We start from the raw sequence: 23,653 nt of genomic DNA, 5'->3' as shown, positions 1-23,653 counted from the left end.
TCGTAGCTCTATCTTCACGTAAATTTTATGCTCAAGCACTTGGCATTTACGGCCCACGCGCCCCATATTCCAATAAGAAATGATGATAAAAGGATCTTGTTGCCATGAAGACCTATAAAAAAAATCAAGAGGCAATCGCACAGCTAACCCCCGAACAATACCGGGTGACGCAGGAAAATGGTACGGAACGCCCTTATACAGGCGAGTATCTGGAAAATAAGGAAGTTGGTATCTATGTGGATATTGTCTCTGGAGAACCATTATTTGCCTCTTCAGACAAATATGAAAGCCATTGTGGATGGCCAAGCTTTACCAAACCAATTGTGCCTGCGCACGTTGCTGAACTGAGGGATAGTACCCATGGAATGGAGCGTGTGGAGGTAAGATCCAAACACGGCGATAGCCACTTGGGCCATGTTTTCACCGACGGACCAGCCGATAAAGGTGGCCTGAGATACTGTATCAATTCTGCTTCACTGAAATTCATTGCCAAAAACGAAATGGAAGCAGAAGGTTATGGTGAATATACAGATCAAGTAGAGGACGTATAGATGACTGAAAAAGCTATATTGGCCGGCGGCTGTTTTTGGGGCATGCAGGATTTGATCAGAAAGCTTCCCGGTGTGGAAGAAACCCGGGTCGGTTATACAGGCGGCGATGTTGAGAATGCAACCTACCGCAATCACGGCACCCATGCCGAAGGCATCGAGATCGAGTATAATCCAGCACTGATTTCTTATCGTCAGCTTCTGGAATTCTTTTTCCAGATCCATGATCCTTCCACACCCAATCGGCAGGGAAATGATCGCGGCGAGTCCTATCGTTCAGCCATTTATTACACCAATGAAGACCAACGACAAATCGCCATTGATACCATTGCCGATGTAGATGCCAGTGGTTTATGGCCAGGCAAGGTCGTTACGGAAATTGAACCCGTCAGTGACTTCTGGGAGGCAGAGGTTGAGCATCAGGATTATCTGGAACGTGTACCAAACGGTTATACCTGCCATTTCCCACGCCCAAATTGGAAACTCCCCAAACGGGAAGTCGCTGAATAACTTCTTAATACTTAGAATTTAAAAAAGATTTCATCGCATAAAAAGGCGCTTTTGAGCGCCTTTTTTAACCTCGAGGGTGAAAATACGCAATTATTGCACATAGTAAATTTGGGTAAGGTTAAATCTAGAAGTCCGCTATTCAGAAGAAGAGTCCAGGTTGCCATCAAACTCTTCGTCCATAACTTTCATCATGGCTTCGATTTGTTCATCATCCAGCGTCGATATTTTTTCGGCAAGGCAGTTCGCAAAGTAAGTGGCTTTTGGGGATAACCCTGCCGTGTTCACCGACACTTTGGGGTCAGATCTTATCGCCAACTCTTCCAACTCTTCTGCGTCATCCCAGATAATGTTGAGATACTGACACACTCGATGCACAAAACGACGGCTTGGCTGCCCCCGATGACCATGCTCAATAGATGATAGATAGGCAGACGAAACGCTTAGGCCCTTTGCCATATCCTTGAGGGTAATATTACGCTCTGCACGAATTTCGCGCAGCTTGTGTCCAAAGGGTGTCATGTAAACATTATATAATAATTACAGCGATGTATCGAGCGAACAGTCTCTAACTTTCTCGCCGCCTTTTCAAGAGAACATATAAAGCTCCACTGCCACCATGATAATGTTTGGCATGACTAAAGGCCAGAATAGCCCTTCGATTTGGCTCTTCATTCAACCAATAGGGTACCATGGATTTCAAAACCCCCTGTGACTGTGGGCCCGATCCCTTGCCGGTGATCACAATCACATTCCGTAGATCTCGCGCACGACAATCCCTGATAAAGCGTTCCAGAGAAGTCTGCGCCTGTGCTTGCGTCTGCCCGTGCAGATCAAGCACCGCCTCCATAGGAAGTTTTCCCTTGATAAACCGCTCGGCTTGACGCCGATCCATGTTTTCAACCTGTCCATGGCTCAGGGGGCCTGGGTTTTGTTTTTTCTTGCTTGGTCTCGGGGCAGTTGGAGCACTGCGATAGGACTTGAACGGTTGGTCTTCTTTCAGATTGGGAATATCAGCTTCCAGATGGTCTGGATCAAACTCTGGCTGGGGCAACGCACGACCAAAGACAAAGTAATCTCTGTTCTCTAATGGCTTAACTGTCGTAGCAACAGAACGCCAGAGATCAGAATCCTTCGTTTTCGAAGATATATTTTTATCTTTTTTGGCCACGCAGTATCACCGGAATAATAGGGAGACTAAATCGTCTCTTTTTGCCGTCTCTTCTTGCGCCAATTATACTGTCAGTTACGCGCAACTGATGCGGAGGTAATCAAGTTACCTCAAGATTGCAAGTATCTTCTCTGTTATTCCGTTCAAAAGTAAGGTGCTTAACCTTAGCCACTTACTTGTTCCGTTTACGAAACAGTTTTTGGTAAAACAGTCTTTGGAAGCAAGAGGTAATATTGTCCCTTTTGTTTCATTTTACCTGCCTGAGCCAGAGCAGGTTCCCCAGGTCCCCAAAAGAAATCCCCTCTGACAGGTCCGCGAATAGCACTGCCAGTATCCTGAGCAACCATTAACCTCTGCAGAGGCTTCTGTGTCCCAGGCCATGTGGTATCCAGCCACAGAGGGACACCAAGGGGCATATGGCGGGGATCAACCGCGAGGGAACGCTCAGGCGTCAAGGCAACCCCCATTGCGCCAATAGGGCCATCACCTTCTATTTTCCGGAAAAAAATAAATCTATGATTTCGCTGCATAAGCTCATTGGCTTTTTCAGGGTTTTCCCTAAGCCACGTTCTGATCGACTGCATGGACATCTGATCGCGAGGGATAATCTTTTCGTCGATCAGCGCCCGACCAATGGCATAGAATTTATGCCCGTTGTTCCCTGCATAGCCAACACGAACAACCTGCCCATCAGGCATTTTCACCCGGCCAGATCCCTGTACATGAAGGAAAAATACATCCACTGGATCATCAGACCAGATCACTTCCAGATTTTTGTTCTCAAGGGCGCCGTCATCAATCTCGGTGCGGTTATGATAAGGCACCAGTCGATTGCCTTTGACCTTTCCAACTATGGTCGTTCCTTTGAGCTCTTTATCAAAGTCGCTCAAACGAACAGAGACCAGATCAGACGGGACATCATAAAGAGGGTATTTATAGGTCTCGTCTTTGGAGAAAGATCCTTTTAATTCAGCTTCGTAGTAACCAGTAAAGAGGCCTTCCGGCTCTGCATTATTCTTTACATGATAGGGTGTCAGATTTTCTTGCAGCCAAACACCAAAATCGCTGTGATTATCCGGGCTGGACATAAAAAGCTGTAGGTCATCGCACAAAGCTTTCCAGTCTGCCGCTGTGCCAGCAATGCCTTCTGGCCCTACCTTTTTAGTATCCGGCCATTTTTGATAGCGAGCACAGCTTCTTTCCAACGCCGGATAAGCTTTGAATAGTTCATCATCATGCCACCCAGGGAGAGCTTCGTATCCGACAGGGCTCAAAGTCAGGGTTTCTTCGGCTGTTACACTGGGGGCAGGGGGTTTGGCGGCCTGATCACAACTCGCTAATGAAAACGCTGTAATGGGCAGAGATATCAGAAATAATTTTCTGAAAAAACCGTGTCTCCAACTTGAATCAAACCGCGAAGAAACTTGCAAAGCCACCCCCATGGCTACTAAGTAATTTTAGTAGCCTTTCATCAAAAATTTAAACCTGCGTAAAAGTTTAATTGGGACTACGCGTTTCCACCAGTAACCAATTTGGGTCTTTGCTTCGCGTGTCACGGGTAAAGGTCCAGATATCAGTAACCTTGGTAACATGATTTGCGTCACCGGAAACTGTATTACCATCCGCGTCACGGGTCACATTCACCTGTTCTGATACAAACTTGACAGTAACAACAGCATGGCGCCCAGACATCTCGGCTTCAATGATATCCACATCATTAATACCAACCATAACGGTTTCATGTGTTTGTTTCAGAGATTCACGCTCATCAATAGCTGATTGGAAATCGTGATAAACTTCGTCATCCAGAAGGTTACGAAGGGTTCCTTTATCTCCGTCAGCAAAAGATCCAATGATCATTTCAAACGCAGATCCGGCACCTTGGACAAATTCTGCAGGATCAAAAGTGCGATCAGACATCTGAATAGCAGAAAGTCCTTCGGCTAAAGCAGAATCAGAAGGCAGAACATCTACAGCGACTTTTCCACCATGCAAGGAACCTGTACGAATTTCCTTATTTGGTGTTTCGGTAGAATCCAGAAACTGTGAATCATCACTGTGTCTATCTTCACGATTTGGTAAATTAACGACATTGTCGTTTTCGCCACGACCATGAAAGGAATCATGATCAGGCTTTTCATCAAAACCTGTGCGCTTACCAAGCGTACTGCGAAGTCTGAGGACGAGGAAAACTGCTACTGCAGCAAGAAGAATGATATCGAAGAAAGGCAAGTTGTTACCCATATATGATTTGATTCAATAAATATCGATCAGCTACTAGTGAGAAACGACATTAATCACTATATTCATAATCACTTAATATAGATTAAATAGGCAAGTGCTTAAGAAAGAGCAAGTATGGGAATTATTTTCCTTATTCTTTTTATCGGTATTCCACTGTTGGAAATCGCAGTTTTGATTCAAGTTGGCGATCAAATCGGTCTCTGGAGCACGATTGGGTTAATCATTTTAACTGCTGTTATCGGTACCGGAATGTTGCGCCATCAAGGCATTGCAACACTTACGAATGCCCAAAAACAGCTTAATCAGGGCGCTGTGCCGGCCAGAGAACTGTTTGATGGTCTATGTCTTCTTGCTGCCGGTGCTCTTTTGCTCACCCCTGGATTTGTTACAGACAGCATTGGTTTTGCCCTTCTTATCCCCCCTGTAAGAGAACTAATGCGAAATACATTGGGAAAACGAATTTCTCATGGTTTGCAAAATTCCAAATTTCAAAGCCAAGGGTTTTCTAACCATCAACACTCAGATGGGCAATCACCATTTGGCAAAGCCGGATCCTGGAATAAGAATGATGATACCGTCATTGATGGTGATTATCAGGACGTTACAGAAAGCGATAAAGATCGTTTGAAATAACCTTTACCGCCACTTTATGGAACATCCCATAGAAGCAATCTGCTCAGCAGGTCCTTGACCATTTTTAGCGACACCAAGCATAGCTTCCAGAAGTTCAGGTCTTGCATCTGGAACAATCTGAGCAGTTGATACATTCAAACGTCCACGGTATTGCAAACCATCTTTGGCGTCAAAACCGAAAAAATCCGGAGTGCATACCGCATCATAGGCCCGTGCAACATCCTGATTTTCATCCAGTAGATAGGGAAAGCTAAAACTGTTATATCTACTGAATTTCTTCATGTTTTCTGGGGAATCGTCGGGGTAGTTCAGATAATCATTGGACATAATCATAGCAACACCAATGCCCGCGTCTTGAAGTTTTTTGGCATCAGTCACCAATCACCAATGATCGCCTTTACATAAGGGCAATGGTTACAGATAAACGCGATTAACGTGCCATTTGGACCTCTTACATCATCAAGACTCATGAATTGTCCATCGAGGTTAGGCAACTTAAAGTCAGGCGCAGACCATCCAAAATCACAAATAGGCGTTTTTATAAGCATGTATGTATCCTTTGATATGATCTGTAATTTATAGAATCCTGAACCCTAAAAACGCTATTTGGTTTTCAAGATTCCAATCTCTGTATATTCTTATCCCTTATAACTGGCTATCACATTGGCCTTTTACCAGATGCAGTAAAGAGTCAGATCAAACAAACGAGATAAAAAATGTACCTTCTCAGACACGGACAATCCGAGTTTAACGTGACCTATGCAAAAACACGTATTGATCCTAACATTCCGGATCCGGAATTAACTGATGAAGGTCGATCACAAATTCATACCACTGCCCAGCATCTAAAAGATAAAGACATTAACAGAATCTTGGCAAGCCCCTATACACGTGCTCTTCAAACTGCCGAAATTGTCAGTGATATTCTAAACTTACCGATTCAAATTGAAGAGTTGGTCCGCGAGCACGCCTTTTTTTCCTGCGATATTGGATCCCCATCTTCAAAGCTATCCCGGGAATGGCCGCATCTGGATTTTCAACACCTATCGGAATGCTGGTGGCCGGACTTAGATGAAACCGAACATCAAGTGAAATTGAGATGTCAGGCATTTCAACAAAAAATGCTGTCATTTGGGGATTGGTCAAAAACACTTGTTGTTAGTCATTGGGCCTTTATTCGCGGTTTAACTGGCGAAGAAATAGACAACGGTGCCATCCTTAACATCGATCTGAGTTCTCTCTCAATTGAAACTGCTGTCTCCACAACAAAGTAACTTCTCGATCAAACATTACGGGTTATATCCTGCGTAAGTTCACGCATCCATTGATGTGCCGGATCTCTATCGTGGCGTTGGTGCCAAATCAGCTTGATATCCACATCACCGACGGGAAACGGCGGCTCAAAAACCTGTAGCCCATAACGTTTAAGAAAAGGCTGCACCAGTTCCATCGTTGTCGTCGCAATCAAATCACTGTTTGATACGATAATCGGACTAGCCATATGTGATGCAATAGTAACGGCGACATCACGCTCTACACCAAGCGGCAGAAGTATATCATCCAGGTATGAGTGCCTGTTGCCATCACTGGAATAGACAAGATGACGTGCCTTTTTATAATCAGCCAAACTAAGCATTCCCTGAATAAAGGGGTGGTCTTTTGCAGCAATCACAACATGGTGGCTTTTAAATAATTTTAGCGTCCGAAATCGTGCAGGGGGGCTATGACAAACCGTGGCCGCCATATCCAAACGATTATTTTCCATCATCTCTATAAGTTGGTGAACAGGATGAGGATACAGACTGATCGACAAATTAGGGGCCTCTTTTGCGAACCGCTCGAGAATAAGCGGTGCATAACGCGCAACAGCATGATCTGGCAGGCCAAAGTGAAAAACGCGATCAGACGTCCGAGGGCTAAAGCTTGATGGTTGCGTTATAACGCCGTTGATCTGCAAAATAGCCTGAAAAATCGGTCCCGCAATTTCGTCAGAACGTGTTGTTGGATCAACACCATTTTTAGAGCGGATAAAAAGCGGATCGTCCAACGCGTGTCTTAATCTTTGCAGCGCATGGCTGACTGCTGATTGTGACATTCCCAGATGTTCAGCTGCGCGCGAAATACTTCTTTCTGAATAGATCGCATTGAAAATTTTCAATAAATTTAGATCAATATTAGTATTATGAATTTTATGCATGTTAATTATAATAAATATGCAGTGGAATAATATCCAGGCCTATTCAAAATAATTGTCATCAATACTATCAAGCAGCACCTTCTTTTGGTGTGCGCAAAACAGATGCCATTAGAATAATTTGAAGAGACTGGATAAAAATAATGACCTTACCATCCATTGCCAAAAAAGGATTTTGGTTGTTTATCATGCTATCAGCAACTGCAATATCTCTTTTATCCCTGCGGTTTCTTCTACCAAATCCACCCCATGTCGCGCCGGAAATTCTTGAAAATTATATCAACCATAAAACAGCCTTTCTTGCCCACGTGACCGGTAGTTTGACCGCGCTTCTAATTGGCCCCTGGCAATTTGTTAGCAGATTCAGAACAAAAATTCCAAAATTACATCGCTGGACAGGACGTATTTACATAATTGCTGTCCTCATCGGCGGTATCGGTGGCTTCATCATTGCGTGGTCTTCGGAATACGGCCCGATTGCTGTAGCTGGTTTTGCGCTGCTTTCAGTCGTTTGGCTCTACGTTACCGGGAAAGGATATATCTGTGCAAGAAACCGACAATTTCAGGCGCACAGCAGATGGATGCTCAGATCCTTTGCTCTAACAGCGGCCGCGGTCACTCTTAGATTGGGTTTGCCCATCGCCCCCGCCCTCGGATACCAATTTGATACAGGTTACATTGCTCTTTCCTGGGCAAGCTGGCTTATAAATTTTGGTATCGCCGAAATCTATCTCAGACTAAACACTAATGATTTCAAAGATAAAACAAAGTCACTGCCCGCATCCCTACCCATGTGACATGCCACTCTGCTCGCGATTTTAGAACAAAATCAAATATGAATTTTTGGTATCTAACCTAATCGTTGGTTGTTCAGCCCTTCAAAGCATGCTAGCCAATCAGGCAAACATTTAGGGAGCTTTTTATGGCTGAAGAAACAACCGCCCAGCAACAGCCGCTGGTTATCAAAATGCAGTTCATCAAGGATTTGTCATTCGAAAATCCACATTCACCGATGATCTACCCAATGATGTCAGAAAAGGCACCACAGCTGGATATCAATGTTGATGTCACACCGACACAACTTTCCGACACAGCGTACGAAGTTGTTTTGAACATCCGCGGTTCTGCAACAATCGACGACAAAACTGCTTTCATGATCGAACTTGATTACGGTGGGGTTGTTACCCTTGCCGAAGGTCTTGAATCACAGATCGTTGAGCTATTGTTGATGGTCGAATCACCTCGTTATCTCTTCCCATTTGCGCGCAACATCGTTGCAGACATAACAAGAGACGGTGGTTTCCCGCCATTGATCATGAACCCGATTGATTTCCATCAGATGTTCATGCAGCGTAAAAGCGAAGCTGCTGCTGCCGAAGCAAATGCTGAAATGGCAAAAGACGAAAAAACAGCAGACGCTTAAAGTCTTCTGACATCGGTTTTTTTAAAAGGGTGGCTGCGGCTGCCCTTTTTTAGTTTCGCAAAAATTTATGAGGTCTTCTATTTTCCAGATTGGCTATTTTTTCCAGATTGGATCGCTTAGAAGTTCAAGCATTGCACTATGTGCCGCTAACTCTTCTTCTGGAACGATATGAGGTCTTGCTTCACGTACTTTCTTGCCAGTTTTGGTACGATTTATACCTTGTCTCTGGCTGCTACTATTTGCAGAAGAAGCTGCTTTTTTTGCACCGAGATCAAATCCATGTTGGCGACCGCCCCGAAGTTCCAGATACACCTCTGCAAGAAGTTCACAATCCAGTAGAGCGCCGTGGTAGGTACGCGACGAGTTATCAATTTCAAATCGACGGCACAAAGCATCCAGATTAACAGGGGACCCCGGAAAAAGTTCTCGTGCAATCACTACCGTATCAATGGGCTTGTTTTTCAGCTTTGGGCGACCTGCCCATTTGAGTTCCGAATTGAGGAACTTCATATCAAAAGGTGCATTATGGATCACCAGAGGATCTTCGCCGATAAATTCCAGAAATTCATCAACAACATTGGCAAAAAGTGGTTTATCTGCCAAGAATTCTTCGCTAATGCCGTGAACTTTAAAGGCACCTTCCGGCATATCACGTTCAGGATTTATATAAAGCTGTAATGACTTACCTGTTGGCAAGTTCTGATAAACTTCCAGACACCCAATCTCAACAATACGGTGGCCTTCTTCAGGTTTAAAACCAGTCGTTTCTGTATCCAGAATAATTTCACGCATATTGATTATCTAAATCCTAGATTACTGTTTGTATAAACTTACTGTTTGCATACCAGCGACAGATGTGGAGAAAACCTTCTATCTTGTTTACCACTTGCTCTTTTATCACTTGATCCCAGCTTTTCAACAATCTGTTGTACCTGTTGAAAAGAATATCGTCGTCCCTGATTTGATCTGATGACAAAGTCAGCCCGCGCCCTTTTTCCCATATCCGGCATCTGTTTTTTCAGTATTCCTTGATATTTTTCCACCGTCATTCCTGTGCGCGATAACACCCGCTGATCTTGTATATATTTGGGACAGGAAACAACAAGGACACTGTCACAAAACTTGTCTCCGCCTGTTTCAAAAAGTAGCGGGATATCCAAAACAACCAGCTCTCTTCTTTGTCTCGCATAGCGATCGATAAAACGATGCATTTTTTGTCGAACGAGGGGATGTAAAATGGCTTCCAGCTGTTTTAATTTTCCCGGCTGTCCAAAAACCGCATCGCCAAGCTTTTTACGGTTAATCCCGGTTGCTGTCTTGGTTTCAGGAAAAAGAGCAGAAATCTCCTGAACTGCGGCTCCATTCTTACTCATCAGTTGATGAACAACAGCATCTGCATCATGCACAGGAACTTTCAATCGCTGAAACATCTTGGCAGCGGTCGACTTTCCCATTCCAATAGAACCCGTAAGTCCAAGAACATGCATTTAAAACAATCCGTTCCCGATACAGCAAAACATAAGCAACGCCCCCAAAGCAACGATCAGGAATTATCCCTCTTGCCGAGAACAAATGTGCGCAAATCCTCTGTTACCTTTGGTTTTCCGCCAAACCAGGCCTCAAACCCAGGTCTTGCCTGATGCAATAACATACCGAGGCCATCCACGGTTTTATTTCCATTTTCCTCGGCCATACCAAGAAGGGGCGTAATCAAAGGCGCATAAACAATATCCGTTACGACACAGGATTTTGGTAATTTATCCAGTGATAGTTCCAAAGGTGGCTGGCCTGCCATGCCAAGGCTTGTCGTGTTTACCAGTAAATCACAGTCGTTAAGCACATCATTGCGATCATCCCAATCAGCAACTGTAATCATACCATCAGCACCTGATGATAAATCAGCGGCGAGGACTTCCGCGCGCTCTCTGGTTCGGTTCACGAGGATAATGTTTTGAACCCCTGCATCCTGCAAAGCGACAATCACACCACGGGATGCACCGCCAGCACCCAGAACAATTGTTTTTGCCCCAGAGAAATCAAGGGAAAAATCAATATTTTCAGTACCTTGTTTCAAATTTTCAATAAATCCGAATGCATCGGTATTAGAGCCATAAGAACGTCCGTCTTTGAAAACGATGGTATTCACAGCTCCAATTCGTTTCGCAAGCGGATCAACTTCATCGCAAAAGTTCAATGCAGCTTCTTTGTGCGGAACAGTAACATTTACACCGCTAAATCCTGAGTACATCAACCCACGCAAAGCGTCTTCAAAGTTATCAGGCTCAATGGCAAGGGGTAAATAGGCACCGTCTATTCCCATGTTTTCAAGCCAGTAACCATGCAACCGTGGGGATTTTGAATGGGATATAGGCCAACCAATTACCCCGGCCAAGCGGGCTTTCCCTGAAAGAATCATCTAAGCCAGAATCCTGTTATGTCGTAAAAATGTGAGAAGAGGGAGAAGCGGAAGCCCCAGGATTGTGAAATAATCCCCCTGAATCCTGTGGAAAAGCTGTGCGCCTATGCCTTCCAGTTGATACGCGCCAACAGAAGAAAGCGCATCATCCCCCAATTTATTCAGATAGGCGGCGATAAAATCATCATCCAAAGGACGCATGGCCAAAGAAGCCGTTTCATTATGGTGCCAGAGTCTCTCGCCATTTTTTACCACACAGACCGAGCATTCCAACTGATGGGTTTTCCCGGACAAAGCCTTTAAGTGAGCCCCGGCATGATCCAGATCGCCTGGTTTATCAAACCAGACCCCGTTGCAGTTCAGCATCTGGTCTGCGCCAATAACAAAAGAGTTCTGATTTGTCATAGAGATTTTGCGTGCCTTAAGCTCAGCAAGGGTTTCCGCAACTTGTAAAGCTGTTGCACCTTCGGCTTTTAAAGACTGTTTAACTTCATCCTCGTCAATCGCGGCGGGCAACAGATCTGCGAGCAGAACGCCGGCATTTTTTAAAAGTAGTCCACGCGCTTTGCTTGCAGATGCTAAAATAACAGGGGTTTGGTCCAGATTTTCTTGCTCAATAACCCTATTCATCGGCAATACCCATATGACGATGATAGTGTTTAATGATTGTTGCCGCTGTTTCTTCGATAGAACGACGGGTCACATCAATAATTGGCCAACGATGTTCGTTACAAAACTTCCGCGCCATTTTCACCTCTTCCTTGATGGATTCCAGGTGAACATAATCTGTTTCTTCTTCATTAGAGATCATTTTCAAACGACTGCGGCGGATCTGCATCAAGCTTGCCGGATCTTTTGTTAGGCCAACAACCAAAGGATTACTAAGGCTTTCCAGTTCTTTTGGCAAAGGACACCCCGGAACAATAGGAACATTCGCTGCCTTGTATCCCCGGTTGGCCAAATAGATACAGGTTGGCGTTTTTGATGTTCTGGAAACGCCCAACAATACAATCTCGGCATCATTCAAATTTTGTGGAAGCTGGCCGTCATCGTGATTCAAAGCAAAATTCATCGCTTCAATTCGATTGAAATATTCTGAATCCAGCGTGTGCTGCAGCCCCGGTTTACCCGACATTTCAAGATTGAAATAGCTGGCCAGCGCATGAATAACCGGATCAAGAACCGGAATAGAAGGTAATCCCAATCGCCGGCATTCGCGGATTAAAATTTCTCTAAGCTCTTGATTAACAACTGTAAATAGAACAGGTCCAGGTTTTTGTCGGATCTGAAGAAGAACCTTTTCCATTTGAACCTTGGTTCTTATCAAGCTCCAGACATGTTCAATAGGTTCTTCCACTTTGAACTGCACCATACAGGCACGAGCGACAGAATTGATCGTTTCACCTGTGGAATCTGAAACAAGGTGTAAATGGGTTTGCGACATATCTACTTCCGAACTCTTGGCTCTGCCTTTCGGCTTCCCGGCACATTATTGTGCTTCATACATACACATTAAGTATAAAACACGAAACCGTGTCTAAGAGGAAAGCGGTCTATTTTCATATTTTCGACAAGGAATAGCTAACTTTGGATCGGTAATATTCCCCCCCTTTTTAAACGCCAGAACAAACACCAAGCCAAAGAAAAACAATACCTTATTCTTCAAACAACACGACTATCCGGATCGTGCTCTCAAATGTGAACAAAGTTGGGGGTAGTGCGTAAAACTTTGTGGATAACTATAGCTATTTGTCCACATGCCCTTTTTCTACACACGCTGTCCCCAAGTCTCTCCCTCACCTTATGCGACAATTCGCTGCAATATTCACATCTGTGCAAAACTTGTAAAAGGACTCCGAAACATAAAAAAGTTATCCCCGTAATTAAGGTTATTAAGGAAAAAATAGGACTCCGAGATTCATTAACGAGTCCCCATTTTCAATCCACGATGAAATTCACAGAACAATCAGGAATCACGAAAAATTTAAATTGAAGACTTGAAGCTTGAGGACAAGTTATGAATAACTGACTAATCCTCGTGATTCACAGGGATCTACAACAACAACAAATAATTACTATTACATAGTATATTAATAGAGATAACTCTTAACGCGAGGTTCAAAGAGATCGTGAAAACCGAAAACAAACTCATGATACGCGCCCTAAAAGGCGAAAAAACAGAACGCACACCGATCTGGCTTATGAGACAAGCAGGCCGATTTTTACCAGAATATAGAAAAACAAGAGCATCTGCGAACGGCTTCCTCGATCTTTGTTACACACCGGATCTCGCAGTAGAAGTAACGCTTCAGCCCATTCGCAGATTTGGGTTTGATGCTTCAATCATGTTCAGTGATATTTTGGTTATTCCCCATGCACTTGGTCAAAAGGTATGGTTTGAAGAAGGCGTAGGCCCTAAACTGGAACCCCTTAATTCCATAGAAGATCTATCAAAGCTAAATATGGATAATCTTCATGAAATTTTAGCTCCAATGTATGAAACCCTTGGTCGCTTGAAAGAAGAACTTCCAAAAGAAACTACCTTAATCGGCTTTGCCGGGGCTCCCTGGACAGTCGCCAGCTATATGATAGAAGGCGGTTCTTCCAAAGATTATGCGAAGGCAAAAACCTGGGCCTACTCAAAACCAGAAGAGTTTGATCAAATTATCAATCTGGTCGTTGAAGCAACAACGAGATATCTAATCAAACAGATTGAAAGCGGTGCAGAAACTGTACAGATTTTTGATTCCTGGGCAGGTGTATGGCCCGAATTTGCTCTTCATCGTTGGTGTTTGGAACCCTGTAAACAGATTATAGCTGGAATCAAATCAGTTTATCCAGACGTCCCGGTTATTCTCTTTCCAAGGGGAGTAGGGGACAGCTATCCAGTTTTTGCTAAAGAAAGCGGAGCTGATGCCTTGGGTCTGGACACGACTTTATCTACATCCTGGGCCAGAGATAACATTCAAACTCATGTTACTGTCCAGGGTAATTTGGATCCGCTCGTGCTCGTAGCAGGTGGTGAAATCCTCGAAAAATCCATTGAAACAATTATGAACGATCTCAGTGATGGGCCCTTTATCTTCAATCTTGGTCATGGCATTGTGCCACAAACACCAATCGAGAATGTTGAAAAAATGCTAAGGCTCGTCAGGGGCTGAATTTAAGACAGGAATTTCTAGCTAATGGGTGGATTTTTAGGTGAGGGCTATCTCTGGATAAAAGCTCTGCATATTATCTCTGTTATCTCATGGATGGCAGGATTGCTCTATCTTCCGCGCATTTTTGTTTATCATACACAGGTTCCTGTCGGTTCCGAACGGTCAGAGATTTTTAAAGTTATGGAGCGGAAGCTTTTTCGCTTCATAATGAACCCGGCAATGATGGCCAGCTGGCTTTTTGGGATTCTTTTGGTTTTAAATATTGAAGCCTATAGCGATGGCTGGTTTCACGGCAAATTAACCCTTTTGATTGCTTTAACTGTTTTTCATGAAATCGCCGGAAAGTGGATGAAAGCTTTCCAAGTGGACAAAAACACGCGAAGTGAACGTTTTTATCGCTATGCTAATGAAATTCCGACCGTTTTAATGATTGTTATCGTTATTTTTGCAGTCGTGAAGCCATTTTAAGTCTAAAATTTAGTTTAAAAGAGAATTCTTTTACTTGACTTCCTTTTTGAGGTACTATAATTCACCCCGCTAGCAAACGTGGGCCAACTTCAACAGCCCGTTACTCCGATTTACATTGCAACAGGATATCAGGTCTTTGAGGATCGTCGCAAAAAAGACGAAGCCTTTTATAAATCTTAACTTGTTTGTTGCATCCTTATCATCTCGTTCATTATTAACTGAACCAAACTTTTCCATCATATGAACTTACAAGATCTCAAAGTAAAAAGTCCGGCAGAGCTTCTAAAGCTTGCAGAGGAACTTGAAGTAGAGAACGCCAGCACCCTGCGTAAGCAGGACATGATGTTCGCCATCCTCAAACAAATGGCTGAGAACGATGTGCCTATTTTTGGCTCGGGCGTTTTGGAAATTTTACAAGATGGGTTTGGTTTTCTCCGTGCACCGGAATCAAACTATCTGCCAGGACCTGACGACATTTATGTCAGTCCAAGTCAGGTAAGGCGTTTCGGTTTAAGAACGGGTGATACTGTCGAAGGTCAAATTCGCGCGCCAAAAGATGGTGAACGCTATTTTGCCCTTCTGAAAGTTAACCAAATTAACTTTGATCAACCGGAATCTTCACGTCACAGAATCAATTTTGATAACCTGACGCCGCTTTATCCGGACGAAAAACTCAAGCTTGAGCTTGATGATCCAACCAAAAAAGACATGACGACCCGTGTGATCGACCTGGTGACACCACTGGGTAAAGGTCAGCGTGCATTGATTGTAGCGCCGCCAAGAACCGGTAAAACCGTCTTGATGCAGAATATTGCCCAATCAATTGTGGCAAATCATCCAGAAGTTTTCCTGATTGTTCTTCTTATTGATGAACGTCCGGAAGAAGTAACTGATATGGCACGTTCTGTTAAAGGAGAAGTGGTTAGCTCTACCTTTGATGAACCAGCTCATCGCCATGTTCAGGTAACTGAAATGGTTCTCGAAAAAGCAAAACGTCTTGTTGAACACAAAAAGGATGTCGTTATCCTTCTTGATTCCATCACGCGTCTTGCCCGTGCTTACAACACAGTTGTGCCGAGTTCCGGTAAAGTTTTGACCGGTGGTGTGGATGCGAACGCGCTACAGCGTCCTAAGCGCTTCTTTGGTGCTGCACGTAACATTGAAGAGGGCGGCAGCCTGACGATCATCTCCACGGCTCTTATCGATACTGGTAGCCGCATGGACGAAGTGATCTTTGAAGAGTTTAAAGGTACAGGTAACTCTGAAATTGTCCTTGATCGCAAACTTTCTGATAAACGTACCTATCCTGCGATTGACATCAGTAAATCCGGTACACGTAAAGAAGAGCTGCTGGTCGACAAGGCAACACTGAGTAAAATGTGGGTTCTTCGCCGTATTCTTACACCAATGGGTGTGACAGATTCTGTAGAGTTTTTGGTTGATAAACTGAAAACATCCAAAAACAATGACGAATTCTTTGATTCGATGAACCAGTAATTGGTTTAATCCAGACAAGAAAAAGGGTTGCCAAAGAAAACTGGCGGCCCTTTTTTATTTTTAGATATACGATTATTAAATTGTTGGTCAGAACTAATTAACTCTTTAACTATTCAGCTCTGATCAAGCTTAGTCCTAGTGCTCAGGAACAAGAATGGTTGATCCTGTGGTTTTTCTTGCTTCCAGATCTTCATGTGCTTTACGGGCGTCATACAATGCATAGCTTTGATTGACGTCAATTTGGATTGCGCCAGAAGAGATTGCCTGGAATAAAGCATTTGCCGAAGCAGTCATTTCATCATGAGTTCCACAATAATGGGCTAAACTTGGACGGGTCAGATAGATGCCACCTTTTGCATTGAGTATAAGAGGCTCTATAGCAGGAACAGGGCCGGATGCATTGCCAAAAGTAACCATGGTACCGCGGACCTTCAGGCAATCAAGAGACCCTTCAAAAGTGTCTTTACCAACTGAGTCATAAACAACGTTTACGCCTTTGCCGTCTGTAATATCTGTCACCCGTTCGACAAAATTCTCGGTTTTGTAATTGATGATGTGGTGACAGCCTTTTGCTTTGGCTATTTCTGCTTTTTCTTCAGAGCCGACCGTACCAATAACAGTTGCGCCCAATGCGTTGAGCCATTGGATCGCAAGAGATCCGACACCACCTGCAGCAGCATGGAAAAGAACAAGGTCGCCCGGTTGAACACAATAGGTGCGTCTTATGAGATACTCAGTGGTCATTCCTTGCAGCATTACAGAGGCCGCTTCTTCATCTGAAATTCTTTCAGGAATAAGAATGACTTTATCTGCCGGGATTATTCTATGTTCTGCGTAAGAGCCTATTGGTCCAGTGCCATAGGCAACTCGGTCTCCGACATGGAGATCTGTGACGCCGGGACCAATATCTTCAATAATGCCAGCAGCTTCTAAACCTATACCCGAAGGAAGTGATGGCTGTGGGTAGAGGCCAGTCCTATGGTATACATCTATAAAGTTAAGCCCGATAGCTGTTTGTTTTAGTCTTATTTCCCCTTTTCCAGGTTTACCAGTTTCAATGTCTTCGTAATGAAGAACTTCCGGTCCGCCATATTCGTAAAATTTAATGCCCTTGTTCATGTTTCACCTGTGTTTGTATAATTATTAAAACCTGTTTTCGGTATTAGTAACCGTTACTCAAAGTCCGGGAAGATTTGGCTGGTTTTCTTCAAAGTGTTTATAACCTTCTAGAAATAAGAGTTCTTTTTTTGATTTTCCGCCTTCACCACCGGAAAAACCACCGAGTGCCTGATTTCCTGCAATGACGCGATGGCAAGGGATGATAATAGGTATAGGGTTTGCACCACAGGCACCACCGACCGCTCTTGCGACAGATTCAATCTCATGGGCAATATCACCATAGGTTTTTACCTTTCCATAAGGAATTCTGTATAAGGCTTGCCATACATTTTTTTGAAAATCTGTTCCTTTTGGTGCCAAAGGAATGTCATCAAAATTATTCCGTTCTCCGGCAAAGTATTCTTTTAGCTGTTTTTTACATTTTAGAAGCAAAGGTGTAGAGGATTGTTCATAGAGATTTTTGTCACTAATCCATTGCAATCGAACTATTTTGTTATCTTCTTCCGCGATATCCAAATAGCCTTGTGGCGAAGAAAAGGTTAAATGATACATAGAAGTTCCCGGTTGTCAGAGGCTTATAATAGGATTAGGAAAAAACGTGCGTACTGCATGATAACGTTTTTTATTGTTTTACGATATTATAACAGCATATGTGGTGATGTTTGGTAGGGAATACCAACCACTAAAATAATTAAGGGCTCAAGTGTGAATAATTCTGATCAAAACCTATCATCATGGAACATAAAGAAATTATTTCTGGGAAATGTGATTATTGGGTTGGTTGTTTATTTTTCTATAGACCAGGGTTTTAAAACACCTTGGGACGAGCAGATATTTTTCTATTTGAATGGTTCCTTGCAAGAAGGGCGTAGCCTTTGGAATAACTACTGGGCTTTCACCAATAGTAAAATTTTTGATAGTTTAAGTGGGTTATTTTTAGCGTCTATCTGTCTTTGGTATGTTTTACTGAACAGGCAAACTTCTTTTCAAGAACGCTTTGCGAGAGTTTGTCTTTTAATCATTTCCGTTGTTATAACGATGATAATAATTTCCCGGGGTTTTGAGCTTTATTATCATCAGAGTCCATCACAGGTCCTTACGCCTTTTGTAAATATAAATGACCTTGTTTCCTGGATAGAGGTTAAAACAGGAACAAGGAAATCATTCCCTAGTGATCATGCCGCTATTTCTTTTATTTCAGTTATTTTCATGTGGCGATATTTTGGAACTTCCTATGGAATTCTCGTAAGCTTTTTTGCACTTATAAATGCCAGCCCAAGACTTGTTGGGGGAGGACACTGGTTTGGCGATGTTGCTGTCGGTGGTGTTTTCCTGGCTGTTCTGGTGACAATATGGATGATTTATACACCAATGCTCAATATTACACGTTGGACTGTGAATTGGATTTTTTCAAAAGAACCGTTGGCCAGTTTTAGCCAAACTTGGAAATAAATTATTTCGCTTGAGTAATGTTTCCCGTGAAACAAAAGATAATATAAAAATTTGTAATTTTTTTCTGTAAGTAAGGTATGGTGTGTTAACCAGTCTGATCTAAATGCAGGAAACAACGATGAAAATCACTTTTGATATAGATTGTACACCTGAAGAAGCACGACAGTTTTTGGGGCTTCCTGATGTTTCTGAGCTTCAGAAAGAAGCTATGGAAGAAGTTAGAAAAAGAATGTTGGAGAGTATTCAATCAAGTGATCCTGAGGCTTTGATGAAAACCTGGATGCCAGCTTCCATGCAGGGGTTTGATCAAATGCAAAAGATGTTTTGGTCTCAGTTTTCCAAAGATGATTCATCAAAAACAACCAAGTAATTCTCTTTATTATTTATAGAGTATTCATGTTGATTTGATTCCCTTGTATCATAAAACTTCCGCAATTCTGCTATGTTATAAAGGCTTTTGACCTGCTGTTTTCCTGTGGCTAATGTGCAAATTCCACTGGTATGTGAATTCTGATGAATTGAGCACAAAACTCTTATTGGTTTAGACAAGATGACTTCCGAAACAATTTTTGCCCTATCTACCGCGCCAGGACAGGCGGGGGTCGCTGTGATCAGAATATCTGGCAGCAAAGCCAGAGTTGTTTTGCAAGAAATGTCATCTTCATTTCCAGAACCACGAGTTGCAGCACTAGTAAAATTGTTTGATCCCAAAGATAAGGCTGAACTTGATCGGTGTTTGGCGCTTTGGTTTCCAGGCCCTGGCAGTTTTACGGGGGAAGATGTTGTTGAACTACATCTTCATGGTGGGCGCGCGGTTGTTGATGGCACGATTGAAGCTTTGGCTAAACTATTTGATTTTCGACCGGCTGAAGCAGGTGAATTTACCCGACGTGCCTTTGACAATGATAAACTAGATTTAACAGAAGTAGAGGGTTTATCTGATCTCATTGCTGCTGAAACTGAAGCGCAAAGGAAACAGGCCATTCGCCAAATGGATGGGGAACTTTCCAAACTTGTCGAAGCGTGGAGAGATCGTCTTGTTCGAATGCTGGCCTATATGGAAGCTGAAATTGACTTTCCCGACGAAGAATTGGAAGAGGGAATTTCTGATCAGGTAAAACACAATATAGAGCAACTTAAAGCAGATATTAAACATCATCTGGATGATAGTCATCGGGGTGAACGATTACGAAACGGCATTAAGATAGCAATTGTCGGCCCGCCTAATGCGGGGAAATCTTCCCTCTTAAATGTTTTGGCGCGTCGCGAAGTAGCTATTGTTTCTGATGTAGCTGGCACAACGAGAGATATTATTGAAGTTCATCTCGATCTATCTGGTTATCCCGTTATCGTCTCTGATACGGCAGGTCTAAGAGAAATAGAAGAAAACACAACAGACGGTATTGAGTTTGAAGGAATAAGGCGTGCCAAGTTACATGCTGAATCTGCTGATCTATGTCTGGCAATTTTTGATATCGAAGATAGCGATAACTTGGATCAGGAAACATTAAGACTATTGAATTCAGCAAACTCTTTTGTTGCCATAAATAAATGTGACAAAAGAGAAGAGGATCAACCAATCCCTGAATCTCTTTCTGGCTTTGATATAAGTAAAATATCCACCAAGTCCGGCGAGGGGATAGATAGTTTGTTAGAAAAGCTGAATACTTGGGTTGTTGCGAATATGGGACTGTCAGGTAGCTCTTCCGGTATTACGCGGCAACGCCACAGGTTGGCGCTACAGGAATGCCTGGACTCACTTGGACGATCGCTTGAGACTGATTTGCCAGAACTTTGTGCTGAAGATCTTCGTCTTGCCACACGTTATCTGGGACGAATTACAGGAAAAGTGGACGTGGAAGAACTATTAGATGTTATTTTCCGTGATTTTTGCATTGGAAAGTAGGCTGATTTAGCTTACATAAGTGAAGTGTTTTGTGAAGATGTTTCACGTGAAACAGATCATGTTTTGATAAATATGACTGTAAAATAAGTTGAGAATGAATCTACTTATGTAATCTCGCTTATTATTATCTCATAGAAAAGTTTAAAGAGACTTCTTAGGGGAAAGAGAATGCGTTTACTATTGGCTTTGCTTATTCCATGGCTTCAATTTTTTACAATTGGAAGACCTTTTGCCGGAATCATTTGCCTTATTTTACAGATCACTTTAATTGGTTGGCCTGTGGCTGCTATTTGGTCTGTTTATGCTTTGAGCCAATATAAAACAGATCAAAAGATTAAGGATGCTCTAGGTAAATAACCTAAAAATTTATCCAGAGTATCTTTTAATAGTCTAAAAATATAGCAAAGCGATCAGCTATGAAAAACTATGATGTTATTGTTGTTGGGGGCGGACACGCTGGAACAGAAGCTGCTGCTGCTGCTGCCAGAATGGGTGCTGCAACGCTTCTCGTTACCCATAAAAAGTCAACTATCGGGGTTATGTCGTGTAACCCCGCTATAGGCGGTCTGGGTAAAGGGCATCTGGTAAGAGAAATTGATGCGCTTGATGGTTTGATGGGAAAAGCCATAGACCGTGGGGGGATTCAGTTTCGTGTTTTAAACAGAAGTAAAGGTCCCGCCGTTCGTGGACCAAGAGCACAAGCTGATCGCAAACTCTATAAAGAAGCGATTCAGAATCTTTTAGATGATCAGGAAAATCTAACAATTCTTGAAGCGCCTGTTGAAGATCTTATTCTCGATGAAAATGATGTTTGCTGTGGCGTAATCACGGCTTCCGGGGAAAAAATCTTTTCTTCCGGTGTTGTTTTGACAACGGGAACCTTTTTAAACGGTTTAATACACCTTGGTAAAAAGCAAATTCCTGCGGGGCGCGTAGGGGATGAACCTGCCATTGGCTTATCCAAGACACTTTCGCGATTTGGTTTTGAACTGGGTCGTTTAAAGACCGGTACACCGGCCCGGTTGGACACGCGTACAATTGACTATAGTAACCTGGTTGTTCAACCCGGGGATACGCCGCCTGAACCTTTTTCTTATATGACAAAGGAAATTAGCCAGGAACAGGTTGCCTGTCATATCACTTACACGAATGTCGATACGCACGGCATTATTGCTGAAAATATCGATCAATCACCGATGTATTCCGGCCAGATTGAAAGTAAAGGACCGCGCTATTGCCCATCAATTGAAGACAAGGTTGTGCGGTTTAAAGAAAAAGATCGTCATCAAATTTTTATAGAGCCTGAAGGTCTGGATGATGTAAATGTCTATCCAAATGGCATATCAACATCTCTTCCTGAAGATGTTCAAGAGGATTTTCTAAAAACAATTCCTGGACTTGAGAAGGCAAAGATCCTTCAGCATGGTTATGCGATTGAGTATGACTATGTTGATCCACGTGAACTGCGTCCAACATTGGAAACCTTGAAAGTACAGGGACTTTATTTTGCTGGTCAAATCAATGGGACAACAGGCTATGAAGAGGCGGGGGCTCAAGGTCTTATTGCCGGTGTAAACGCTGCTTTAAAATCTAAAGGTTCTGAACGTGATTTTGTATTGGACCGAGCTGATGCTTACATGGGGGTCATGATTGATGATCTCGTTAGTTTGGGTGTTACAGAGCCTTATAGAATGTTTACCAGTCGCGCAGAGTATCGTTTAAAACTTCGGGCAGATAATGCAGATCAACGCCTGACACCAATCGGCCTTAATATCGGGTGTATTAAAGAAGATAGAGCTTCTGTATTTAACAAAAAAATGACTGAACTTTCAAAAGCAAGAGCTTTTGCAAAGGAACACTCTGCAACACCAAATGAGTTGATTTCTTATAATATCAATGTGAATAAAGACGGGCAAAGAAGATCCATTTTTGATTTACTTCGATATCCAGAGGTAACGATAGAGGTTCTAACCAAAGTATGGCCAGAGCTTTCACAGTTTGATCAGGTTATTGTGGAACAGCTTGAAATTGATGCTAGCTATGCTGGCTATATCGAGCGACAGGATGCAGATATTAGAGCCTTTAGAAAAGATGAGGCACTAAAGCTGCCTGAAAACTTTAATTATGCGTCTGTACCAAGCTTGTCTAATGAAATAGTTCAAAAATTAAATCAATCAAAGCCGGAAACATTGGGTGCTGCATCTCGTATTTCTGGTGTAACACCTGCTGCATTGGTGGCACTTTTAAGATATGTAAGAAAATTAGATAAAAACTATGTTGCCTGATACTACTGGATTTGATCTTTTCAAAAAGCACATTCCTGTTTCACGTGAAACAGAGGATAAGTTAAAATGTTATGCGGATCTTCTTGTTAAGTGGAATAAAGCAATAAACTTGGTGAGTAAAAATACTTTACCAGACCTATGGATCCGTCATTTTTTAGATTCTGCTCAACTTATAAAATACCTTCCTGAGACCGAGCATAAAAAAACGATTGTTGATTTTGGTAGTGGCGCAGGTTTTCCGGCTCTTATTCTTGCTATACTCGGGGCAGGGGATATTCATGCAATGGAATCTGACCTAAAAAAATCTATGTTCCTGCGTGAAGTTTCACGTGAAACAGATGCAGGATTGACTGTTCATAATAACCGTATTGAAAAGATCAAACCTTTTGCTGTTGATGTCTTTACAGCACGTGCTTTTGCCCCACTCACTAAAATTTTAGATTTTTCACAAGCCTTCCTCGAAGTTTCCAAGTCTGAAAAGGATCCGGAATTTTTGCTTTTAAAGGGTCGAAATGTAGATGAGGAATTGACCGAAGCAGAGAAAAAGTGGACTATGAAAGTGTCGAGGTACAATTCTTTGTCTGATGATGACGCAGCAATATTGAACCTCAAACTTCTATAACTTGGGG

29 protein-coding genes are annotated in these 23,653 nt (G+C 42.8%); 15 read left to right on the top strand and 14 right to left on the bottom strand.

Annotated features, from left to right (window positions below; genetic code table 11):
* Positions 1 to 104: 104 nt before the first annotated feature.
* Positions 105 to 551, top strand: a complete 447-nt coding sequence (gene msrB, locus WH96_RS10535; protein ID WP_047764097.1) for a peptide-methionine (R)-S-oxide reductase MsrB — start codon at positions 105 to 107, stop codon at positions 549 to 551.
* A complete protein-coding gene (msrA, locus tag WH96_RS10530; RefSeq protein WP_047764096.1) occupies positions 552 to 1,058 on the top strand; it encodes a peptide-methionine (S)-S-oxide reductase MsrA in 507 nt (168 codons plus the stop codon).
* Positions 1,059 to 1,193: 135 nt separating this feature from the next.
* Here msrA and WH96_RS10525 read toward each other — a convergent pair whose 3' ends face one another.
* From WH96_RS10525 to WH96_RS10510, 4 genes are all read right to left on the bottom strand, one after another.
* Positions 1,194 to 1,577 (bottom strand): helix-turn-helix domain-containing protein, encoded by a 384-nt coding sequence (locus WH96_RS10525; RefSeq protein WP_047764095.1) that lies wholly within the window; start codon positions 1,575 to 1,577, stop codon positions 1,194 to 1,196.
* A 46-nt stretch (positions 1,578 to 1,623) separates the two neighbouring features.
* Positions 1,624 to 2,226: a Smr/MutS family protein gene (locus WH96_RS21330; RefSeq protein ID WP_053005834.1), complete on the bottom strand. Its 603-nt coding sequence runs from the start codon at positions 2,224 to 2,226 to the stop codon at positions 1,624 to 1,626.
* 185 nt (positions 2,227 to 2,411) lie between these two features.
* A complete protein-coding gene (mltA, locus tag WH96_RS10515) occupies positions 2,412 to 3,656 on the bottom strand; it encodes a murein transglycosylase A (protein WP_218045033.1) in 1,245 nt (414 codons plus the stop codon).
* Between the two features lie 67 nt (positions 3,657 to 3,723).
* On the bottom strand, positions 3,724 to 4,458 hold the full coding sequence (locus WH96_RS10510; protein WP_204248171.1) for a Tim44/TimA family putative adaptor protein: 735 nt from the start codon (positions 4,456 to 4,458) through the stop codon (positions 3,724 to 3,726).
* A 126-nt stretch (positions 4,459 to 4,584) separates the two neighbouring features.
* Between WH96_RS10510 and WH96_RS10505 the strand changes: the two genes are divergently transcribed.
* Positions 4,585 to 5,103, top strand: a complete 519-nt coding sequence (locus WH96_RS10505) for an FxsA family protein (RefSeq protein WP_047764093.1) — start codon at positions 4,585 to 4,587, stop codon at positions 5,101 to 5,103.
* 3 nt (positions 5,104 to 5,106) lie between these two features.
* Here WH96_RS10505 and WH96_RS10500 read toward each other — a convergent pair whose 3' ends face one another.
* Positions 5,107 to 5,481, bottom strand: coding sequence for a redoxin domain-containing protein (locus WH96_RS10500; RefSeq protein WP_204248170.1), 375 nt, complete (start codon positions 5,479 to 5,481; stop codon positions 5,107 to 5,109).
* Positions 5,478 to 5,651, bottom strand: a complete 174-nt coding sequence (locus tag WH96_RS22665; RefSeq protein ID WP_204248169.1) for a redoxin domain-containing protein — start codon at positions 5,649 to 5,651, stop codon at positions 5,478 to 5,480. Before WH96_RS22665 ends, WH96_RS10500 begins: the two co-directional genes overlap by 4 nt.
* Positions 5,652 to 5,819: 168 nt before the next feature.
* Between WH96_RS22665 and WH96_RS10495 the strand changes: the two genes are divergently transcribed.
* Positions 5,820 to 6,377 (top strand): histidine phosphatase family protein, encoded by a 558-nt coding sequence (locus WH96_RS10495; RefSeq protein ID WP_047764092.1) that lies wholly within the window; start codon positions 5,820 to 5,822, stop codon positions 6,375 to 6,377.
* Positions 6,378 to 6,385: 8 nt separating this feature from the next.
* On the opposite strand, the gene WH96_RS10490 is transcribed toward WH96_RS10495, so the two are convergent.
* The gene (locus WH96_RS10490; RefSeq protein ID WP_047764091.1) at positions 6,386 to 7,300 is read right to left on the bottom strand and encodes a LysR family transcriptional regulator; all 915 of its coding nucleotides are present in this window, start codon (positions 7,298 to 7,300) and stop codon (positions 6,386 to 6,388) included.
* 140 nt (positions 7,301 to 7,440) lie between these two features.
* Between WH96_RS10490 and WH96_RS10485 the strand changes: the two genes are divergently transcribed.
* Both WH96_RS10485 and secB read left to right on the top strand, forming a co-directional pair.
* The gene (locus WH96_RS10485; RefSeq protein ID WP_047764090.1) at positions 7,441 to 8,094 is read left to right on the top strand and encodes a DUF2306 domain-containing protein; all 654 of its coding nucleotides are present in this window, start codon (positions 7,441 to 7,443) and stop codon (positions 8,092 to 8,094) included.
* Positions 8,095 to 8,219: 125 nt separating this feature from the next.
* Complete coding sequence (gene secB / locus WH96_RS10480) at positions 8,220 to 8,720, top strand: protein-export chaperone SecB (protein ID WP_047764089.1); 501 nt, start codon at positions 8,220 to 8,222, stop codon at positions 8,718 to 8,720.
* A gap of 93 nt (positions 8,721 to 8,813) precedes the next feature.
* Here secB and dnaQ read toward each other — a convergent pair whose 3' ends face one another.
* The 5 genes from dnaQ to WH96_RS10455 are packed head-to-tail and all read right to left on the bottom strand — an operon-like array spanning position 8,814 to position 12,580.
* Positions 8,814 to 9,512: a DNA polymerase III subunit epsilon gene (dnaQ, locus tag WH96_RS10475; RefSeq protein ID WP_047764088.1), complete on the bottom strand. Its 699-nt coding sequence runs from the start codon at positions 9,510 to 9,512 to the stop codon at positions 8,814 to 8,816.
* 38 nt (positions 9,513 to 9,550) lie between these two features.
* Positions 9,551 to 10,207 carry a dephospho-CoA kinase gene (gene coaE / locus WH96_RS10470; protein ID WP_047764087.1) on the bottom strand — a complete coding sequence of 219 codons (657 nt, stop codon included), beginning with the start codon at positions 10,205 to 10,207 and terminating at the stop codon, positions 9,551 to 9,553.
* Between the two features lie 56 nt (positions 10,208 to 10,263).
* The gene (locus WH96_RS10465; RefSeq protein WP_047764086.1) at positions 10,264 to 11,136 is read right to left on the bottom strand and encodes a shikimate dehydrogenase; all 873 of its coding nucleotides are present in this window, start codon (positions 11,134 to 11,136) and stop codon (positions 10,264 to 10,266) included.
* On the bottom strand, positions 11,137 to 11,766 hold the full coding sequence (locus WH96_RS10460; protein ID WP_047764085.1) for a Maf family protein: 630 nt from the start codon (positions 11,764 to 11,766) through the stop codon (positions 11,137 to 11,139).
* Positions 11,759 to 12,580, bottom strand: a complete 822-nt coding sequence (locus tag WH96_RS10455) for a pyruvate, water dikinase regulatory protein (protein ID WP_047764084.1) — start codon at positions 12,578 to 12,580, stop codon at positions 11,759 to 11,761. The genes WH96_RS10460 and WH96_RS10455 overlap by 8 nt, the downstream gene beginning before the upstream one ends.
* Before the next feature lie 685 nt (positions 12,581 to 13,265).
* Between WH96_RS10455 and hemE the strand changes: the two genes are divergently transcribed.
* The 3 genes from hemE to rho all read left to right on the top strand — a co-directional run bounded on the left by hemE (position 13,266) and on the right by rho (position 16,262).
* Positions 13,266 to 14,297 carry a uroporphyrinogen decarboxylase gene (gene hemE / locus WH96_RS10450; protein ID WP_047764083.1) on the top strand — a complete coding sequence of 344 codons (1,032 nt, stop codon included), beginning with the start codon at positions 13,266 to 13,268 and terminating at the stop codon, positions 14,295 to 14,297.
* Positions 14,298 to 14,321: 24 nt separating this feature from the next.
* Complete coding sequence (hemJ, locus tag WH96_RS10445; RefSeq protein WP_047764082.1) at positions 14,322 to 14,765, top strand: protoporphyrinogen oxidase HemJ; 444 nt, start codon at positions 14,322 to 14,324, stop codon at positions 14,763 to 14,765.
* A gap of 240 nt (positions 14,766 to 15,005) precedes the next feature.
* Positions 15,006 to 16,262, top strand: coding sequence for a transcription termination factor Rho (gene rho, locus WH96_RS10440; RefSeq protein ID WP_047764081.1), 1,257 nt, complete (start codon positions 15,006 to 15,008; stop codon positions 16,260 to 16,262).
* Between the two features lie 135 nt (positions 16,263 to 16,397).
* On the opposite strand, the gene WH96_RS10435 is transcribed toward rho, so the two are convergent.
* Together WH96_RS10435 and WH96_RS10430 are read right to left on the bottom strand one after the other, a co-directional pair.
* Complete coding sequence (locus WH96_RS10435; RefSeq protein ID WP_047764080.1) at positions 16,398 to 17,381, bottom strand: quinone oxidoreductase family protein; 984 nt, start codon at positions 17,379 to 17,381, stop codon at positions 16,398 to 16,400.
* A 57-nt stretch (positions 17,382 to 17,438) separates the two neighbouring features.
* Complete coding sequence (locus tag WH96_RS10430; RefSeq protein WP_047764079.1) at positions 17,439 to 17,933, bottom strand: methylated-DNA--[protein]-cysteine S-methyltransferase; 495 nt, start codon at positions 17,931 to 17,933, stop codon at positions 17,439 to 17,441.
* Positions 17,934 to 18,086: 153 nt separating this feature from the next.
* Between WH96_RS10430 and WH96_RS10425 the strand changes: the two genes are divergently transcribed.
* From WH96_RS10425 to rsmG, 6 genes are all read left to right on the top strand, one after another.
* Positions 18,087 to 18,833, top strand: coding sequence for a phosphatase PAP2 family protein (locus tag WH96_RS10425; RefSeq protein ID WP_047764078.1), 747 nt, complete (start codon positions 18,087 to 18,089; stop codon positions 18,831 to 18,833).
* 118 nt (positions 18,834 to 18,951) lie between these two features.
* Positions 18,952 to 19,203: a DUF6489 family protein gene (locus tag WH96_RS10420; protein WP_047764077.1), complete on the top strand. Its 252-nt coding sequence runs from the start codon at positions 18,952 to 18,954 to the stop codon at positions 19,201 to 19,203.
* Positions 19,204 to 19,383: 180 nt separating this feature from the next.
* A complete protein-coding gene (gene mnmE / locus WH96_RS10415) occupies positions 19,384 to 20,739 on the top strand; it encodes a tRNA uridine-5-carboxymethylaminomethyl(34) synthesis GTPase MnmE (RefSeq protein ID WP_047764076.1) in 1,356 nt (451 codons plus the stop codon).
* 168 nt (positions 20,740 to 20,907) lie between these two features.
* Positions 20,908 to 21,096, top strand: a complete 189-nt coding sequence (locus WH96_RS10410) for a hypothetical protein (protein WP_046505643.1) — start codon at positions 20,908 to 20,910, stop codon at positions 21,094 to 21,096.
* Positions 21,097 to 21,155: 59 nt separating this feature from the next.
* Positions 21,156 to 23,024 carry a tRNA uridine-5-carboxymethylaminomethyl(34) synthesis enzyme MnmG gene (mnmG, locus tag WH96_RS10405; RefSeq protein ID WP_047764075.1) on the top strand — a complete coding sequence of 623 codons (1,869 nt, stop codon included), beginning with the start codon at positions 21,156 to 21,158 and terminating at the stop codon, positions 23,022 to 23,024.
* On the top strand, positions 23,014 to 23,646 hold the full coding sequence (gene rsmG, locus WH96_RS10400) for a 16S rRNA (guanine(527)-N(7))-methyltransferase RsmG (RefSeq protein ID WP_047764074.1): 633 nt from the start codon (positions 23,014 to 23,016) through the stop codon (positions 23,644 to 23,646). The genes mnmG and rsmG overlap by 11 nt, the downstream gene beginning before the upstream one ends.
* Positions 23,647 to 23,653: the final 7 nt, after the last annotated feature.

It is taken from the genome of Kiloniella spongiae (assembly GCF_001026905.1).
GTDB lineage: Bacteria > Pseudomonadota > Alphaproteobacteria > Kiloniellales > Kiloniellaceae > Kiloniella > Kiloniella spongiae.
The sequence above is the reverse complement of the archived record's forward strand: the minus strand, read 5'-3'. Positions and strand labels throughout refer to the sequence as shown.